This is a genomic window from Bacillus sp. ok061 (genome assembly GCF_900108285.1).
GTDB classification, from domain to species: Bacteria; Bacillota; Bacilli; order Bacillales; family Bacillaceae_G; genus Bacillus_A; species Bacillus_A thuringiensis_S.
The window spans coordinates 1-18,168 of record NZ_FNUW01000004.1 but is presented as its reverse complement, the minus strand read 5'-3'; the positions used below and the strand labels follow the sequence as shown (position 1 = coordinate 18,168).

Here is an 18,168-nt window from a genome sequence, read left to right as displayed (position 1 = left end):
GAAATAGGAAATGCTGCATATACAAAAAATTACGCCAGCGATGAAAGAAACAATCCGAATGTTCATGTGTGAGAACTGGGGAAGTTCATTGATGGTTTCACGTGGTAAGGGACATCAGTTAGAAGAGTTGCCAGGATTTGTTGCGCTCTTAGATGACAGAATAATCGGAATTATAACGTATGAAGTGACCGGGAATATGTGCGAAATTGTATCGCTAGATAGCTTTGAAGAAAGAAAAGGAATAGGGACGAAACTTGTGGATTGTGTATTACAAGTTGCAGAAGAAGAACGGTGCAGACAGGTTTGCCTTATTACAACAAATGATAATATGAATGCGTTACGATTTTACCAAAAACGTAATTTTGTAATGACTAATTTATATGTGAATGCGGTAGAGGAGGCACGAAAAATAAAGAAAGAAATTCCACGTATTGGATATGATAATATCCCAATTTTACATGAAATTCAGTTGGAGTATCGTTTAGTGAAATGATGTAACAATTTTCAGAAATGTGAGTTATTAATCTTGACGGATAGTGTAATTTAGTTTACCGTAAAATTGTAATCTATTACCATATTAAGGGGTGACGATGTGGCAACTATACGTGATGTTGCAAAATTGGCAGGTGTTTCAGTCGCAACCGTTTCACGAGTTATTAATGAAAAAGGATACGTTCATGAGGACACAGTAAAACAAGTAAAGGAAGCAATTGAAGAATTACGTTATAGGCCAAACAGTGCAGCGAAGCCACTATTTAAAGAGAATTCAACGATAATTGCATTACTTGTAGATAATTTATGTAACCAATCAAACATCACTTTGCTACATTGTATTGAGGAAATAGCATATAAAGAAGGTTATCAAATCATTATTTGTAATATAGAGAATAAAGATAGATACATACATATGCTGAAGCAAAATAACATTGCAGGTGTTATTTTGACAAGAGCAGTTTTTAAAAGTGTAGGAAAAATTCCATTTCCGTTTGTTGTGATCGATGAGCAACAATCACATGGAAATTATTATGAAAGTGGACAGAGAGCTGTTTCTTTATTAAAAGAGAAAGGGTGTCACTTTCTTGCATATTTCGGTGAGGGAGAAGAAAGTGAAGAAATGGAAGATCATATAGCAGGGTTTTTAGACGCTGTTTGGGATGAAGGAATCTCTTATCGAGAAGAATGTGTACAAGGGTATACAAATAAACAATTTATTACATTATTGCAAAACAATCCGTATGTAGATGGAATTGTAGCCTCAAGTGATCAGATTGCTATTGAGTTAATTCGGTCAGCGAGATTTCTAAATATACATATACCAGATAAATTAAAAATTGTTGGACCCAATGGGAGTATAGAGTGTGAATGGATAGGTTCATCACTACCGACAATTGAAAGCTATGTCAAAGATAACGGAAAAGTAGCTTTTCAACAATTAAAAGGAAAAATAAAAAAGTAAAAGGTGCGTTTTATACGCACCTTTTTATAATGTAATTGCGGCAATAAAGCCAAATATAAGTAACGGTATATTGTAATGTAGAAAAGTGGGTACACATGTATCCCATATATGATGGTGCTGACCATCAGCATTTAAACCGGATGTTGGTCCAAGGGTACTATCCGATGCTGGAGATCCTGCGTCACCTAGTGCTCCGGCTGTACCGATAATTGCAATTGTGGCCATTGGACTAAATCCAAGCTGAATGCAAAGAGGTACAAAAATGGTTGTTAAGATAGGGATGGTTGAAAAGGATGAACCAATTCCCATCGTAACGAGAAGTCCAATAACGAGCATAAGAAATGCAGCGAGTGGTTTGTTATTTCCGATTATATGTGCACTCGTTTGCACCAGAGATTCAACATGTCCTGTTTTTCGAAGAACAGCGCCGAATCCAGCGGCAGCAATCATAACAAAGCCAATGAAGGACATCATACGCATTCCGCTTGTTAATATCGCATCTGCTTCTTTAAGTGGTAGACTGCCACTAACTGATAAGACGATAATACCTGCTAAAGCACCGAAAATCATTGATTCTGTTGTTAATTGAACAGTTAATGTAGCAATGATAGATAATAACCCGAAAGTAATGCTACGTTTTGTATAGGGAACGATTTCATTTTCGGTAGAATGAATTTGTTCTGTTTCATACGTACGAGGTTTTCGGTACGTAATGAATACCGCTACACATAATCCAATAATCATACCAATTGCTGGAATAGTCATTGCTTTTGGAATAAGTGTGACATTAAATGTAAGGCCGCTTTGCGCAGCGTTGGTTTGTAATACGTCATGATAAATTTTTCCGAATCCTGCAGGGATCCACATATAAGGAGTAATCAATCCAAATGTAATAATACATGTGACAAGTCTGCGATCCACTTTCAGCTCATTTAATACTTTTAAAAGTGCTGGAATTAAGATGGGGATGAAAGCAATGTGAACAGGAATCACATTTTGTGAGAAACAAGCCATCGTTAAAATAATGAATAAAATAAGTATTTTAGAATAAACTTGTTTTTTCGTGTCTTGTTCATTGCCAATCCATTTTAATGCAGTTTGAATCATAGCATCTGGAAGTCCTGTTTTGGAAAGGGAAATAGCGAAACCACCAAGCATTGCATAACTTAAAGCGATTGGAGCACTGTTTCCAAGACCAGTTGTAAAAGTGTTAATCGTTTCTGAAATACCGAGTCCGCCGATAATTCCGCCTGTTAAAGCTCCAACAATGATGGCGACAATGACCTGGACACGTAACAAACTAAGCAATAGCATAATTGCTACTGCGACGAGTACAGCGTTCATAATAAATGTAATCTCCCTAAATTTTTATTCTGTTAAGACAAGTAAATATGAAACATTTTGCTATATTTATACATACTTGCGACATATTATTATAAAATGTTTTCTATGAAATGTAAAAGAGCCTTTTGTTACTAATGCTGAAAAGCTAGCTCTTGTTTAATTGATCGCAAAGAATTGGCGAATAATTCTGGTTCTTCTAAATCAGGAGAATGTGCTGAATTTGGGAACCAAATCATCTTTTTTATAGGCGCTTCAATAATATCGCAATATTCCTGAACGAGTGCATAAGGAGTTTGATAATCATAGCGACCAGAACAAAAATAAACTGGAATAGATAAACTTGAGATAGAAGAAAAGAAATCGATTGTCAGCATTTCTTCCCATAAAACACCAGATTTTAAATTTCCTGCGAGAAACTTGAACCAATCTAATAGCGTATACTCAGGAGAAAAGAAACCTTTTCGTATGAAAGAAAAGGAAGATCCGTTTTGGATTGCGCCTCCAAATGTGCCAAGCCACTTTCTTTGAATAATGAGACGTCTCGTATCTAAAAATGGTGGTTTGCCTAATTTTAAAAGGGAAGCTAATGCTTTTTTATGATCATGTTTTTTTGCAGAATGAATTAAATGTTGATATAGTAATTCTTCATTTTGTTTCATATGTACAATTTGCCCAATACCGATGTAAGCCTCGATATACTTTGGATATTGATGTGCTATGTTAAGCCCAATAATACTTCCCCAAGAATGACCAGCGAGAAATAGTTTTTGTTTGTTGAACCTTCTAAGTGCATATTGAATCACTTCTTTTGCATCGGAAACGAAGTGTTCGATTGTAAAATTTGCTCCGAAATCTTTCATTGAAAAAGATTTACCTGCCCCGCGCTGATCCCAATTAATAACAATAAAGTGCTTCTCTAATTCTTTTTGAAAATGACGAATAAATCCGATTTGTGCCATGCCGGGTCCACCATGACAGCATAATAAAATAGGCTGCTCTACGTTTTGCCCACGCATAAGGAGAGTTTGTTTTCGATTATTAATCATAACGCTTTCTATCGTAGCGATACTATTAGGAATGAGTTGTTTGTTTTCATTATAGAACTGAGGGGTATAGCTACGCAAAAGCATATTGAAAACCTCCTTTTGTGAAATCGTATGAATCGCACAGGCTATTCATTTTGCATATACTGTTAGAAAATCATTGTAACATACCATACTAGTGTCATTTCAACACGGGAGGAGGGAAATTGTGACGATTGGAGAAATTATAGATGGTTTAAATAGGCGTGAATCCATCGCTATTATAGCAAAACGTCTTGAAATAAGCCCGTATACATTATCGAAGAAATTAAGATTGATTGGATACGAATATGATGGAGAGCAGAAGAAACGTATTTTTGTAGGAGATGGAGAAGAACCACGTCACTTACAACTCCAAGAAGCGACCGCCCTTCAATATGAGAAAACAGATTATCAATTATTAATTTATGAGCAATTACAAAGTATTTATGAATTATTAAGAAGAAGAGAAGAAGTAATTGCACCAATTATGAGTAAAAGTACAGAGAAAAAGAGACGCACCTTTTCTATTAATACAGAAATATTAGCAAGATTGGACCTTATATCAGAATCGAAAGGAATTCAAAAATCTAAAATTGTAGAAGAGGCGTTGCAACAATTTTTACAGCAATATGAATTTAACAAAACATCACATTTTGATAACTAAAGAAAAGGATACTATGTTCATTGGAAGAACGAGTATCCTTTTTATGATGTATATTACGTATAAATACAGGATCAGTGCAAATCCTTTATAGCGTGAAAAATGAAATTTCTTATTAGAGAAACACTTAATTTACTTTTTGGATTCTTCCATCAATAACTGGCTGAATTGGTTCTTTTAATTGTTTTACGTAATCGACTAACGCTTCAAAGTCGTTTGGACCAGTTTCTGCATTTTTACCATTTTTAAATGATACGAATCCGTCACCGCCAGAAGCTAAGAAAGCATTTGCAACTACGCTATACGTTTTAGATGGAGATAATTCTTCTCCGTTTGTTAAACGTATATTTGTAACTTTTTCACCGTTTGGTTTATTTGCATCCCATGCATATTGAATACCTGAAATTTGAAGCATTCTTGTTGTTCCTTTTTGCCATTGCTGATTTAAAATATCGCGAATGTCTTGACCTGTTAAATCTACTTTAATCAATTGATTTCCAAAAGGTTGAATGCCGTATAACTCACCCCACGTAATATCACCAGCATCTAAGTCATTACGAATGCCACCAGGATTCATGAGGGCGATTTGAGTTTGCATCGTTTGACGTTGAGCATCGGCAACTAAATTTCCAAGAGTGGACTCACCAGCATCATTTTGTTTACGGTCGATAGATGCTGTAGATTTTCCGACCACCTCATTTACAAGTGGTGCGATTTTTTCTTTATATTGATCTAGTTTTTTCTTTACTTGTTTATCAGGTTCTACACCTTCATGATACGTTGTAACAACTTCAGCTTTTTTCTTTATAATATCCTTTGTTTTACGATCAATTGTTACATCCACGTCTGAGAAAGCCGTGCCGTAAGAATTTGCTTGGACAATTAGTTTATTATTTACTGTACCATTTACATACGTATGACTATGTCCACCGAAAATAACATCAACTTCTGGGTCTGTTTCATTTGCAATTCGAGTAAGGTCGCCATTTGTTACCCCAGACTCATCGGTTGTTCCACCGACATGAGCAAGAACGACGATAGATTTAACGCCGAGGCGTTTTAATTGTTGTGTTGATTTATTAATTGCTTCTACTTCATCAGTAATTTGTACATTTTTAAGCATCGTAGGCATAACGACATTTGGTGTATCAGTTGTAACAACACCAATGAATCCTACAGGAACACCATCTACCATTTTTACAGTAAATGGTGGTAAAAATAAGCGGCCAGTTGATTTGTTATAGAAGTTAGCAGCTACATAGGGGAAGTTAGCCCCTTTGAAATTCCCTGTGTTTTCATGATATCCACCGTAAATGAGGCGTTTCATTTCATCAATGCCTTCATCAAATTCATGGTTCCCGATTGTACCAACATCAAATTTTAAGTCATTTAAAAATTCAATCGTCGGTTCATCTTGTAATAATGCTGAAACTGGTGGACTAGCTCCGACGATATCACCAGCATGTACGAGAAGTGTATTAGGGTTTTGTTTTTTACGTTCTTTTAAATAAGTAGCTAAGTAATCAGCGCCACCAGCTTCTTTATTATTAATTTTTTTAACAGTATCTAGTTGTCCATGGAAATCATTAATACCAAGCATTTGTACGTCTATGTAGCGGTTTTGTTCAGCTGGATTCTGAGATGGGGGAGCGGCAAATACGCTTGAAAAAGTAATAGTGCTTAAAACAGCAACGGCAGGAATAATTTTTTTCCACATAGTTCATTTCTCCTTTTTTATAATCTGACATCATACGACATAATTTTAATAGATTCATAGAATTATAGCTACATAAAAATTTAGTCTTTTCGAAAAATTAACACATTTACAAAAAGTGAATAATAGAGTAAAGACCCTTTTTTATTGTCGATTTCATCGTGTATCTACTATAATGGAGAAAAAAGTAAAAGGTGAGTAGCATGAAGAAAAAGAAACAAAGACAAATGCAAAGACAATCGCAAGTGAATCAACCAAAGAAAGAAACACTTACATTAGGCGATCAATTAAATGATTCACTCATGCAACAATTAAAGAGTAAGAAGAAAGAGTTGCAAGTGAGAGAAGAGGAAAAAGAGGCAGCTGAACTGGAAAGAAAGCGCAAAGAACAAAAAGAACGTGAAAAGAATAAATCATTTGAAGAACTGCTAAGTGAAAGTAACCTTACTTGGAAAGACTTTAAATAATAAAAAAATGATCAGTGAAATTCACTGATCATTTTTTGACGAGCTTGTAAGAAAAGGGGAGTTAGTATGAGGAAAATTGTAGTTGTTCCGCATGAAAATCATTGGAGTGAAAAATTTCAAATGGAGGCTGAAAGATTAAAAACAGCGATGCCAGAAAGGGTGAAAATTCATCATATTGGAAGTACGTCAGTGCCAGGACTGGCAGCTAAACCTATTATTGATATGATCATGGAAGTAGAAAGTATCGAAAGGGTAGATAGGTGGAATGAACGATTTATAGAGCTTGGTTACATCGTAAAAGGGGAAAATGGTATTTCAGGACGCCGATTTTTTATCCATGGAACGGAAGAAAAACGTTCGTATCATTTACACGTGTTTGAAAAAGGAAACCCAGAGATAGTAAGGCATTTAGCGTTTCGTGATTATATGATGGCTCATTGTGAAGAAGCAGAGGCATATGCAACCTTAAAGAAAGAATTAGCCGAAAAGTATACATATGATGGCACGTTATATACGGAAGGGAAAAATGAGTTTGTGCGCAATGTGGATGAAAAAGCGAAAGAATGGAGAGAAAATAACGTGAATAAATGAGTTCACGTTATTTTTTTAGCTATATAAATGTGTTATGTAAACTGTACGTATGTTTTGACTTTTTGAATGAATCTTGTTGAAATAAAGTTATGGTTTATAAAAATGTAACAATGAAAGGGAGACGACTGTGTATATTCCAACAACTACACTTCATAATGGTGTGAAAATGCCGATGATTGGTCTAGGCGTTTATAAAGCAAAAGAAGGCAACGAAGTAAAACAAGCAGTAAAAACAGCGTTAGAAGTTGGATACCGTTCGATTGATACAGCAACTGTGTATGAAAATGAAAGCGGTGTCGGAGAAGCGATTCGTGAATCAGGAATTCCAAGAGAAGACCTATTTATTACAACAAAAGTTTGGAATGACGATCAAGGATACGAGGAGACACTCGAGGCGTTTGAAAAAAGCTTAAAGAAATTACAAATGGACTATGTAGATTTATATTTAATACATTGGCCGGTAAGAGGGAAGTATGTGGATACGTACCGAGCGTTAGAAAAATTATATGAAGAAGGTAAAGTGCGTGCAATTGGTGTTTCTAATTTTCATAAACATCATTTAGAACTGTTATTACCAAATTGCAAAGTGAAGCCGATGGTGAACCAAGTAGAACTTCATCCGATGTTAACGCAATTTGAATTGCGTAATTATTGTCAAGGTGAGCAAATCCAAATGGAAGCGTGGAGTCCGTTAATGAGGGGCGGAGAAGTATTTCAGCATCCAATCATTCAGGCTATTGCTAACAAATATGAAAAAACACCTGCGCAAGTTATATTAAGATGGGATATTCAAAGCGGGATTGTTACAATTCCTAAATCTGTTACACCATCTCGTATTAAAGAAAACTTTACTATTTTTGATTTCTCACTAACTGAAGAAGAGATAAATCAAATTAACACGTTGAATCGCGATTTACATGTAGGCACAAATCCTGATAAATATGATACGTTATAAAAAAGACTGTCTCCTAATAAAGGAGACAGTCTTCTGTTTATCGGTAATTCGATATTTTTAACGATGCAAAGCATATGTGTCATATTTAAAAATTTTTTGAAGTTGTACATATTCTTCTTTAGTTAAAGGTAACTGTTGGCTAGCTCGTATATTTTCCTGCAATTGTTGAAGAGAGCTTGCGCCAGGTATAACAGCTGCAACAGTCTTATTATGTAAGCAATATTTAATAGCTGTTCCTGTTAAAGAGCTTTCTCCAATCGTTTCTTTTACACTCGCTAGAGTTGTATGTAATTCATCGTAAGAATAAGAGAGGTAATCCTTTTCCTTTACTCTTTCTATTTTTCTTGCATTGTTATCAGTTAAAATTCCTTTTGCAAGTGGTCCGCGAGCAATGACGCTAATTTGGTGTTCATTCAGAAGCGGGAACCATTCTTCTGGACGACGATTTAAAAGGCTATATTCCATTAGTATACTAACGATGTTTGAGCGTTTTGCATATTCACGGATTACATTTGGACGAATAGAAGAAATACCGTAATGGCGAATAATACCTTCTTTTTTCAATTCTTCAAAAGCTTCAATTGTTTCATCTATTGGATCTTCAATCGTTCCGCCATGAAGTTGGTAAAGATCAATATAATCAGTTTGAAGTCTACGTAAACTTTCTTTTACTTCAGCCTTTATGTAAGCTTTAGAAGGGTCCCAAGACCAGCCGTTTTTTTCTTCTGTCCAACGATTTCCAACCTTCGTTGTAAGAACAATTTTGTCTCGTTTCCCCTTCAAGGCTTTTCCAACAAATTCTTCATTTAATCCGTAATCATATAAATCTGCTGTATCAAAAAAATTAATTCCTAAATCGATTGCTTCATCGACAATACGCATAGCCTCTGTTTCAGATGTACCGAGAGACATACAGCCAAGGCCCATTTCTGTAACAAATAAATCTGAGTTTCCTAATTGACGTTTTTTCATAGGTCAACCTCCTTACCTTTATTGTACGAGAGGGAAAAGAGGTTGACAAACGTTTCCTTTTCGCTTCGCATTAACTGCCCGCAAAAGCATAATTAATGTGAGCTTAACGGATTAATGTTTCACTTTATTTGCTGTAATCCACTCTTGTACAGTTGTATACTCTTTGCTATATTGTTTTAGCTTATGGCGAATTTGCCATGCTTTTCCGACTAACGTGATGCGATTTGGTAAAATATAAACTTTCATTTCTATCACGCTCCTTTCAATGTGGTAAAATGTATGAAGAAAGAATAGGAAATAGAACAGGGAGATGAAGTAGTATGAGTAATCTTACAGAGAGAACAGTAAAAACTGAGCCGATTTTTGATGGTAGAGTTATAAAAGTTCGTGTTGATGATGTAGTATTACCAAATGGAGAAATGAGTAAACGTGAAATTGTAAATCACCCTGGTGCAGTTGCGATTATTGCTATTACGGATGAGGGGAAAATTGTGCTTGTTGAGCAGTATCGTAAAGCGCTTGAAAAGGCGATTATAGAAATTCCAGCCGGCAAGTTAGAGCCTGGTGAAAAACCAGAGGTAACAGCAGTTCGTGAATTAGAAGAGGAAACAGGATATGTATGTGAAAATATGGAGCTTATTACTTCTTTCTATACATCTCCAGGATTCGCAGATGAAATTTTATATGTATATAAAGCGACAGGTTTGACAAAAAAAGAAAATAAAGCTGAGTTAGATGAAGATGAGTTTGTGGAATTAATGGAAGTATCGTTAGAAGAAGCGATTACTCTTATGAAAAATCTTCGTATTCATGATGCGAAGACGATGTTTGCAGTACAATATTTACAACTACAAAAATAAACACTCGCCAAAGGCGAGTGTTTTTTAATTGATTTTTGCATATACACGTGCATCACGTAAGCTACCGTCTGGTGCTAGGAAATCATTTTCCATTGTACCTTCTAGAATGAATTCTAGACGTTCTGCTAAGCTACATGCATTTATATTTGTTGCATCAGTACGAATTTCAATTCTTCTAGCGCCTAGTTTATCAAAGGCGAACTGAATTGCACCTTTAACAGCTTCGGTCATATAGCCTTGTTTTGTATAGGCACTATGTAGCCAGAAGTGAAGTGAAAACTTTGGAATATCCCAGTTTTCAGGCTTTAGTGTAATTGCTCCGATGAATGTACCAGATACTTTATCGTATAAGTGAAAATCAAGTGTTTCACGAAGTAAAAACTGTCCGTGAGCTTCGCGAACAATTTCTTCAGCACTCTCTTCTGTTTCAGCGTTAATTGGTATCCACGGTACTAAGTCTTCTAGAGAAGCTTGGATTGCTTCATATACTTCTGCACCATCACCTGGAAATGGTTTACGAACTTGCAAGCGTTCAGTTTGAAATAATGTTGGAAAATCTAATAATAATGGTTTCAAGAGAAATCCCTCCTATTCTCTACTTTTTAGTTTAGCAAAGTAGAGCGGAATTTCAATGTTAATTCGTCATACTTTTTTCTTTCTTTCATACATTTTTAATAAGAGTGTGAACGGAGGGAAGAAAAATGTGGCGAAAAAATTGGCAAGACCGTGTAATGTCTCACATACAGGAAAACTCTTCATTATATATATTTAACGCTGTTTTATTATTGATGGGAGTAATATTTGGAGCCATTCTTGTGAATAGTTTACAAATCAATCAAAAACAAGATTTATCATTTTATTTACAACGTTTTTTTGGACAAGTCTCTAAAGGAGAATTTGCCATTGCGGGCGAAATGTTTCGAGAAAGTTACTTTTCGCAATTAAAATACATCGGATTTATTTGGATTTTAGGGATTTCAATTATTGGATTACCACTTATTTTTATTTTATTATTTGTAAAAGGAGTTGTTGTTGGATTTACAGTTGGTTTTTTAGTAAGTCAGCATGGATGGAATGGACTATTATTAGCATTTGTATCTGTTTTGCCACAAAATTTAATTATCATTCCAGTCTTTCTCATTATGACAACCATTGCTGCAAGTTTTTCTTTACGGATGATTAGGCATCAATTTATTAGAAAAATAACCGAGCCACTATTACCATTATTAATCCGGTATACATGTTTCTTTCTTGTAATTGGAGTGGTGTTAGCACTTGCTTCTAGTGTGGAGGCTTACGCATCACCAGTTTTAATGAAAGAAGTTGTTGAGGCTATCAATAAAAAATAAATATTTTTTGAGAATAATTATCAATTTGTTTTTATTGTTTTTCTTTTGACAGAAGCCCTTCTTCTGATATAATGGTGTAAGAGTGGCGAGGAGGGAGTAGTACCGAATGGAAGAAAGAATTGAACGAATTAAGAAGCAATTACATGCAGCGAGCTACAAATTAACACCGCAACGTGAAGCAACAGTTCGTGTGCTGCTAGAAAATGAAGAAGATCATTTAAGCGCAGAAGATGTTTACCTCCTTGTAAAAGAAAAGTCGCCAGAGATCGGATTAGCAACCGTCTATCGAACTTTAGAACTATTATCTGAGTTAAAAGTTGTCGATAAGATTAACTTCGGAGACGGTGTTTCACGCTATGACTTACGCCAAGAAGGTGCGCAGCGTTTCCACCATCATTTGATTTGTACACAATGTGGTGCTGTACAAGAAATACAAGAAGATTTACTTGGTGAAGTGGAAAGGAAAGTAGAGCGAGACTGGAGCTTTAAGGTGAAAGATCATCGTTTAACATTCCATGGGATTTGTAAAAATTGTCAAGAAAATGAAACGGATGAAAAATAACCTTTTCCTATTTATCTAGGAAGAGGTTTTTTATTTGAATAAGGTATAAATTTATGAAAGCTTGGCATATGTTGTAATAACTTATATTTTGGAGGAATTTACAATGCGCCGAGCTTTAAAATTAACTTTTGATGGAATAAAAGTATTTTTATTATTTACAAGTTGTACGATTTTGTTTTATTTCGCTATACTATGGATAAATGAAGAATATGAAAGCTATCATCGTTATGAAAAACCTAAAGAAGAGACTGTAGAAAAAGTATCAGGGAATGAAGAACCGGCAAAGGATGCTTTCGTAAATAGAATGATGTTTTTCTATGAAAATGGGGAGTAGTGTAGAGTGGAAGATCAATTAAAAGATTTTATTCATTATATGGTTGTCGAAAAAGGATTAGCAAAGAATACAGTAGTATCTTATGAACGGGATTTAAAAAGCTACGTAAAGTATTTGCAAAATGTGGAACAGACGAAAACTTTTCATGAAGTGACCCGTTTACACATTGTTAACTTTTTGCAGTATTTAAAAGAGAACGGAAAATCTTCGAAAACATTGGCGCGTCATATCGCATCAATTCGTTCGTTCCACCAATTTTTACTTCGTGAACGAGCGGTAGAACACGACCCATCCGTACATATTGAAACGCCGCAAGGGGAACGGAAATTACCAAAAGTATTATCAGTTGATGAAGTAGAGGCGTTACTTCAAACACCAAAAATGACAAGTGCTTTTGGGATTCGTGATAAGGCGATGCTAGAGTTACTGTATGCGACAGGACTTCGTGTTTCAGAATTGATTGCACTCAATTTAGAAGATGTACATTTAACGATGGGATTTGTTCGTTGCATAGGGAAAGGGAATAAAGAAAGAATTATTCCACTAGGAAGTTTAGCAACGGAAGCGATTCAAAAGTATATTGAAAAAGGAAGAAGAGAATTAATGGGGAAAAAAGTAGTAGATGCACTCTTTTTAAACCACCATGGTAATCGATTATCAAGACAAGGATTTTGGAAAATATTAAAACGATTAGCGAAAGAAGCAAATATTGAAAAAGAGCTTACACCTCATACGTTGCGTCACTCGTTTGCTACGCACTTATTAGAAAATGGAGCAGATTTACGTGCTGTACAAGAAATGCTTGGCCATGCAGATATTTCAACGACGCAAATCTATACGCACGTTTCAAAAACTAGATTAAAAGATGTATATAAACAGTTTCATCCAAGAGCATAGTTACTATGCTCTTTTTTTCATAGATTAAGAGGGGAAGACCGTTTCACAGAAACTTCACAAACATTTCGTATATTGTTTTCAGCAGAAGACTGGAATATTACAATGTATTTCCTCTATACTAAATAAAGTATAAAGGAGGAAATGATGATGAAAAAACTTATTATGATTTTATTTATCGCGATGCTAGCGTTGGCTGGCTGTAATACAAACAAAGAAGAACCGAAAAAAGAAAAGAAACTTGAAAGTGTAAACGTAGCGATTCAAACGAATCCGAAAGAAATTAAACCTGGTGAAAAAACAGAAGTACAAGCACTTGTTACACAAGGAAAAGAAAGAGTAACGGATGCTGATGACGTAAAGTTTGAAATTTGGAAAGATGGCGACGAGAAACATGAGATGTTAGATGGTAAGCATAAAGGAAAAGGTGTTTATGCAGTAGAGAAAACATTTGAAACTGACGGAGTATATCATATTATTCCTCATACAAATGCACGCGATATGCACGTTATGCCAGAACATAAAGTTGCTGTAGGAAATGCGAAAGTAGAAGATGCGAAAAAAGAAAACAGCGACCACAGTGCAGGACATGGAGATCATAAAAGTGACACAATGATCCATCTTATGGCTGGAGACATAAAGGCAAATGCTGAATCTACAATGAAAGTTCATTTAAAGCAAAAAGAAGAAGCATTAACTGGTGCTGAAGTACAACTAGAGATTTGGAAAGATGGTGTTGAAAAACACGAATTTATTCCAGCGAAAGAAGGGAATAAAGGAGAGTATGAAACGAAACATACTTTCAAAGAGAACGGTGCTTACAAAGTGAAAGTGCATGTAAGAAAAGGCGAATTGCATGAACATAAAGAAGAAACGGTAGAAGTAAAATAAAAAGTAGCTCTTTAGAGCTACTTTTTATTTTTGTTATGAAGAAATAAATCATAAAATAATTAGCACTTCGTTGCAGAATGGATTACAATAGAAGTGTGAAGAAAATGAGAAATTCTACGAAAATGTATTAAAAAGAAAGCGTAAACATGTTATGATATCAGTATCAGATGTCTGACATCTGACTTAGAAAAAACTAGAAATGTTTTTGAGTCGTTTCAAGTAAAACGAAATAGGTTAGAGAATGGTTTAAAGAAGTACTGTTTGACAATGAGAATTCTTATGGATAACAGTTTCACTTTATAGCGTTTTGAACATACTACAAGAAGTAGAACTGAACTTATAGGAGGTCGCAGTTATGAATAAATATAAACGTATATTCCTAGTCGTAATGGACTCTGTGGGAATCGGTGAAGCACCAGATGCTGAGCAATTTGGTGATTTAGGATCTGACACAATTGGTCACATTGCTGAACATATGAATGGTTTACAAATGCCTAACATGGTGAAATTGGGTCTTGGTAACATTCGTGAAATGAAAGGTATCTCTAAAGTAGAGAAACCACTTGGATATTACACAAAAATGCAAGAGAAATCTACTGGTAAAGATACAATGACAGGTCACTGGGAAATCATGGGCCTTTACATTGATACACCATTCCAAGTGTTCCCGGAAGGATTCCCGAAAGAATTACTTGATGAATTAGAAGAAAAAACAGGCCGTAAAATTATCGGTAATAAGCCAGCTTCTGGAACTGAAATTCTTGATGAACTTGGTCAAGAGCAAATGGAAACCGGCTCTTTAATCGTTTATACTTCTGCTGATAGCGTATTGCAAATTGCAGCACACGAAGAAGTAGTGCCACTTGATGAGTTATATAAAATCTGTAAAATTGCACGTGAATTAACATTAGATGAGAAATACATGGTAGGTCGTGTTATTGCTCGTCCATTCGTTGGTGAACCTGGAAACTTTACACGTACACCAAACCGTCATGACTATGCATTAAAACCATTCGGCCGTACAGTAATGAATGAATTAAAAGATAGTGACTACGATGTAATTGCTATCGGTAAAATCTCTGACATCTATGATGGTGAAGGGGTAACGGAATCACTTCGTACGAAGTCTAACATGGATGGAATGGATAAGCTTGTAGATACATTAAATATGGACTTTACAGGTCTTAGCTTCTTAAACTTAGTTGACTTTGATGCATTATTCGGCCACCGCCGTGATCCACAAGGATACGGAGAGGCTCTGCAAGAATATGATGCACGTCTTCCAGAAGTATTCGCAAAACTACAAGAAGATGATCTATTATTAATTACAGCAGACCACGGTAATGATCCAATTCACCCTGGTACTGACCATACACGTGAATATGTACCATTATTAGCATATAGCCCAAGTATGAAAGAAGGCGGACAAGAGTTACCACTTCGTCAAACATTTGCTGATATTGGTGCAACAGTAGCAGAAAACTTCGGTGTGAAAATGCCAGAATACGGAACAAGCTTCTTAAACGAGCTAAAGAAATAGGGGGATAAACAAATGAATCGTGAACTTATTACAAAATCAGCTTCATACTTAAAAGAGAAATTTCAAGAGACACCACAAGTAGGACTAATCCTTGGATCAGGACTTGGTGTATTAGCAGACGAAATTGAGAACGCAGTAACAGTACCTTACAGTGAAATCCCTGAGTTCCCAGTATCAACTGTAGAAGGCCATGCAGGTCAACTAGTATTTGGTACACTTCAAGGTGTAACAGTAGTAGCAATGCAAGGACGTTTCCACTTCTATGAAGGATACGACATGCAAAAAGTAACATTCCCAGTTCGTGTTATGAAAGAACTAGGTGTAGAAACGGTTGTTGTAACAAACGCAGCTGGTGGTGTAAATACATCATTCGAGCCAGGCGATCTTATGTTAATTTCAGACCACATTAACTTCATGGGTACGAATCCATTAATCGGACCAAATGATTCTGAAATGGGCGTACGTTTCCCTGATATGTCTACATCATATACAGTAGAACTTCGTGAAATGGCGAAACAAGTTGCAGCAGACTTAAATATTAAAGTACAAGAAGGTGTATACGTTGGAATGACAGGTCCTGTATATGAAACACCTGCTGAAATTCGTATGCTTCGTACACTTGGCGGAGATGCAGTTGGTATGTCAACAGTACCTGAAGTAATTGTAGCACGTCATGCTGGAATGAAAGTATTAGGTATTTCTTGTATTTCAAATATGGCAGCTGGTATTTTAGATCAGCCACTTCATCACGATGAAGTAATTGAAACGACAGAACGTGTTAAAGCTAACTTCTTAGCATTAGTAAAAGCAATCGTAAAACAAATGAAGGGGTGACTTCACAATGAGAATGGTGGACCTAATTGCAAAAAAACGTGACGGACATGCATTAACGACAGAAGAAATTAACTTTATTGTTGAAGGATATACAAATGGTGATATTCCTGATTATCAAGTAAGTTCACTTGCAATGGCAATTTTCTTCCAAGATATGAACGATCAAGAGCGTGCGGATTTAACGATGGCAATGGTAAATAGCGGCGATACAATTGACTTATCAGCTATTGAAGGTGTAAAAGTAGATAAGCATTCGACAGGTGGTGTTGGTGATACGACGACACTTGTATTAGGTCCATTAGTAGCTGCTTTAGATGTACCAGTAGCGAAAATGTCTGGACGCGGTTTAGGACATACTGGTGGTACAATTGATAAATTAGAAGCAGTTCCAGGATTCCATGTGGAAATTGAAAACGATGAATTCATGCGTCTTGTAAATGAAAACAAAATCGCTGTTATCGGCCAAAGTGGTAACTTAACACCTGCTGATAAAAAGTTATATGCACTTCGTGATGTAACAGCAACAGTAAACTCAATTCCGCTTATTGCAAGTTCGATTATGAGTAAAAAAATTGCTGCTGGTGCAGATGCAATTGTTCTTGATGTAAAAACTGGAGCAGGTGCATTTATGAAAACGGATGAAGATGCAAAACGTTTAGCAGAAGCAATGGTACGCATCGGTAATAACGTTGGTCGTAATACGATGGCAGTTATTTCTGATATGAGTCAACCACTCGGTGAAGCTATCGGTAACGCATTAGAAGTACAAGAAGCAATTGATACATTACAAGGTAAAGGGCCGAAAGATTTAGAAGAGCTATGTTTAACACTTGGAAGTCAAATGGTGTACCTTGCTGGACAAGCTTCATCTTTAGAAGATGCACGTGAAAAGCTAATTGAAGTAATGAACAACGGAAAAGCGCTAGAATCATTTAAAACGTTCTTATCAGCGCAAGGCGGCGACGCATCTGTTGTTGATGACCCTTCTAAATTGCCACAAGCACAATTTAAAATTGAAGTGGAAGCGAAAGAAGACGGATATGTATCAGAGATCGTTGCAGACGAAATCGGAACAGCAGCAATGCTTTTAGGAGCAGGACGTGCAACGAAAGAGTCAGAAATTGATTTAGCAGTTGGCTTAATGCTGCGCAAAAAAGTAGGCGATAGCGTGAAGCAAGGTGAATCCCTTGTTACAATTTACGCAAACCGCGAAAATGTTGAAGATGTAAAAGCGAAAATTTATGAGAACATGAAGATCTCTAAAGAACACGTAGATGCACCAACTTTAGTACACGGTATCGTAACGAAGTAATAAAAAAAAGCTGAGGAGATTTTGAAGTGAACCCCGAAAACGGGACACCAATCAAAACACCTAAACCACTTGTTCCCTAAATTCTTTAGGGGATAGGTGGTTTAATTTTTCTTGAATTCGCACACAATTGTAGTAATGAATGTATTCTAGCACAATCTTTCGCACAGTTGTGTTGGATACTTTTGTTATCTTTTGTGAATAGAAAGCTTCACTTTTTAAATGACCAAAGAAGCTTTCCATGACGGCATTATCATGGCAATTTCCTCTCCGGGACATGCTGGTGATCATGCCGTTTTCTTTGGCATACGCTTGAAATTCTTTTGCTGTATAAATACTTCCTTGATCCGAGTGAAGAAGGACATCTTTTA

General features: G+C 35.9%; 22 protein-coding genes. 15 read left to right on the top strand and 7 right to left on the bottom strand.

The features are described 5' to 3' along the window. Nucleotides 1-10: 10 nt before the first annotated feature. Nucleotides 11-493 carry a GNAT family N-acetyltransferase gene (locus C4S65_RS06905; protein ID WP_061666324.1) on the top strand — a complete coding sequence of 161 codons (483 nt, stop codon included), beginning with the start codon at nt 11-13 and terminating at the stop codon, nt 491-493. 99 nt (nt 494-592) lie between these two features. Further along, nucleotides 593-1,456 (top strand): LacI family DNA-binding transcriptional regulator, encoded by an 864-nt coding sequence (locus tag C4S65_RS06900; protein WP_000201351.1) that lies wholly within the window; start codon nt 593-595, stop codon nt 1,454-1,456. A 24-nt stretch (nt 1,457-1,480) separates the two neighbouring features. On the opposite strand, the gene C4S65_RS06895 is transcribed toward C4S65_RS06900, so the two are convergent. Then, nucleotides 1,481-2,800 (bottom strand): Na+/H+ antiporter family protein, encoded by a 1,320-nt coding sequence (locus tag C4S65_RS06895; RefSeq protein WP_061666325.1) that lies wholly within the window; start codon nt 2,798-2,800, stop codon nt 1,481-1,483. A gap of 131 nt (nt 2,801-2,931) precedes the next feature. Next, on the bottom strand, nt 2,932-3,930 hold the full coding sequence (locus C4S65_RS06890) for an alpha/beta hydrolase (protein ID WP_000926816.1): 999 nt from the start codon (nt 3,928-3,930) through the stop codon (nt 2,932-2,934). Nucleotides 3,931-4,051: 121 nt separating this feature from the next. Here C4S65_RS06890 and C4S65_RS06885 point away from each other — a divergent pair, with 121 nt between their 5' ends. Continuing rightward, complete coding sequence (locus C4S65_RS06885) at nt 4,052-4,528, top strand: ribbon-helix-helix domain-containing protein (RefSeq protein WP_000151934.1); 477 nt, start codon at nt 4,052-4,054, stop codon at nt 4,526-4,528. Between the two features lie 124 nt (nt 4,529-4,652). Here the strand turns inward: C4S65_RS06885 and C4S65_RS06880 are convergent, their stop codons facing one another. After that, nucleotides 4,653-6,242 carry a 5'-nucleotidase C-terminal domain-containing protein gene (locus C4S65_RS06880; RefSeq protein WP_000265546.1) on the bottom strand — a complete coding sequence of 530 codons (1,590 nt, stop codon included), beginning with the start codon at nt 6,240-6,242 and terminating at the stop codon, nt 4,653-4,655. A 200-nt stretch (nt 6,243-6,442) separates the two neighbouring features. Here C4S65_RS06880 and C4S65_RS06875 point away from each other — a divergent pair, with 200 nt between their 5' ends. The 3 genes from C4S65_RS06875 (at nt 6,443) to C4S65_RS06865 (ending at nt 8,252) form a co-directional block, all read left to right on the top strand. Further along, nucleotides 6,443-6,706 (top strand): YqkE family protein, encoded by a 264-nt coding sequence (locus C4S65_RS06875; protein ID WP_000727560.1) that lies wholly within the window; start codon nt 6,443-6,445, stop codon nt 6,704-6,706. Between the two features lie 66 nt (nt 6,707-6,772). Next, a complete protein-coding gene (locus tag C4S65_RS06870) occupies nt 6,773-7,297 on the top strand; it encodes a GrpB family protein (protein WP_061666327.1) in 525 nt (174 codons plus the stop codon). Between the two features lie 127 nt (nt 7,298-7,424). After that, the gene (locus C4S65_RS06865; protein WP_061666328.1) at nt 7,425-8,252 is read left to right on the top strand and encodes an aldo/keto reductase; all 828 of its coding nucleotides are present in this window, start codon (nt 7,425-7,427) and stop codon (nt 8,250-8,252) included. Nucleotides 8,253-8,309: 57 nt separating this feature from the next. Here the strand turns inward: C4S65_RS06865 and C4S65_RS06860 are convergent, their stop codons facing one another. Together C4S65_RS06860 and mciZ are read right to left on the bottom strand one after the other, a co-directional pair. Continuing rightward, a complete protein-coding gene (locus tag C4S65_RS06860) occupies nt 8,310-9,224 on the bottom strand; it encodes an aldo/keto reductase (protein WP_061666329.1) in 915 nt (304 codons plus the stop codon). A 111-nt stretch (nt 9,225-9,335) separates the two neighbouring features. Beyond that, nucleotides 9,336-9,470, bottom strand: a complete 135-nt coding sequence (gene mciZ / locus C4S65_RS06855) for a Z-ring formation inhibitor MciZ (RefSeq protein WP_000870292.1) — start codon at nt 9,468-9,470, stop codon at nt 9,336-9,338. Between the two features lie 74 nt (nt 9,471-9,544). On the opposite strand from mciZ, the gene C4S65_RS06850 reads away from it, so the two are divergent. Continuing rightward, complete coding sequence (locus C4S65_RS06850) at nt 9,545-10,084, top strand: NUDIX hydrolase (protein ID WP_000067931.1); 540 nt, start codon at nt 9,545-9,547, stop codon at nt 10,082-10,084. 24 nt (nt 10,085-10,108) lie between these two features. Here the strand turns inward: C4S65_RS06850 and C4S65_RS06845 are convergent, their stop codons facing one another. After that, nucleotides 10,109-10,660, bottom strand: coding sequence for a GNAT family N-acetyltransferase (locus C4S65_RS06845; RefSeq protein WP_000803479.1), 552 nt, complete (start codon nt 10,658-10,660; stop codon nt 10,109-10,111). Nucleotides 10,661-10,815: 155 nt separating this feature from the next. Between C4S65_RS06845 and spoIIM the strand changes: the two genes are divergently transcribed. The 8 genes from spoIIM (at nt 10,816) to C4S65_RS06805 (ending at nt 17,800) form a co-directional block, all read left to right on the top strand. Beyond that, nucleotides 10,816-11,433 (top strand): stage II sporulation protein M, encoded by a 618-nt coding sequence (spoIIM, locus tag C4S65_RS06840; RefSeq protein ID WP_223285805.1) that lies wholly within the window; start codon nt 10,816-10,818, stop codon nt 11,431-11,433. Between the two features lie 106 nt (nt 11,434-11,539). After that, nucleotides 11,540-11,995, top strand: a complete 456-nt coding sequence (locus tag C4S65_RS06835; RefSeq protein ID WP_000392657.1) for a Fur family transcriptional regulator — start codon at nt 11,540-11,542, stop codon at nt 11,993-11,995. A 103-nt stretch (nt 11,996-12,098) separates the two neighbouring features. Then, nucleotides 12,099-12,329 (top strand): YqzK family protein, encoded by a 231-nt coding sequence (locus tag C4S65_RS06830; RefSeq protein WP_001250432.1) that lies wholly within the window; start codon nt 12,099-12,101, stop codon nt 12,327-12,329. Nucleotides 12,330-12,335: 6 nt separating this feature from the next. Continuing rightward, nucleotides 12,336-13,226, top strand: coding sequence for a site-specific tyrosine recombinase XerD (gene xerD / locus C4S65_RS06825; protein WP_000390088.1), 891 nt, complete (start codon nt 12,336-12,338; stop codon nt 13,224-13,226). A 144-nt stretch (nt 13,227-13,370) separates the two neighbouring features. Next, nucleotides 13,371-14,114 (top strand): FixH family protein, encoded by a 744-nt coding sequence (locus C4S65_RS06820; RefSeq protein ID WP_042972652.1) that lies wholly within the window; start codon nt 13,371-13,373, stop codon nt 14,112-14,114. A 355-nt stretch (nt 14,115-14,469) separates the two neighbouring features. Next, a complete protein-coding gene (gene deoB, locus C4S65_RS06815; protein WP_001046081.1) occupies nt 14,470-15,654 on the top strand; it encodes a phosphopentomutase in 1,185 nt (394 codons plus the stop codon). 12 nt (nt 15,655-15,666) lie between these two features. Beyond that, nucleotides 15,667-16,488 (top strand): purine-nucleoside phosphorylase, encoded by an 822-nt coding sequence (locus tag C4S65_RS06810; RefSeq protein ID WP_001078446.1) that lies wholly within the window; start codon nt 15,667-15,669, stop codon nt 16,486-16,488. Between the two features lie 7 nt (nt 16,489-16,495). Continuing rightward, nucleotides 16,496-17,800, top strand: a complete 1,305-nt coding sequence (locus C4S65_RS06805; RefSeq protein WP_001243069.1) for a pyrimidine-nucleoside phosphorylase — start codon at nt 16,496-16,498, stop codon at nt 17,798-17,800. Nucleotides 17,801-17,860: 60 nt separating this feature from the next. On the opposite strand, the gene C4S65_RS06800 is transcribed toward C4S65_RS06805, so the two are convergent. Further along, the coding region (locus C4S65_RS06800) for an IS3 family transposase (protein ID WP_142391526.1) at nt 17,861-18,168 on the bottom strand (308 nt) is incomplete at its 5' end.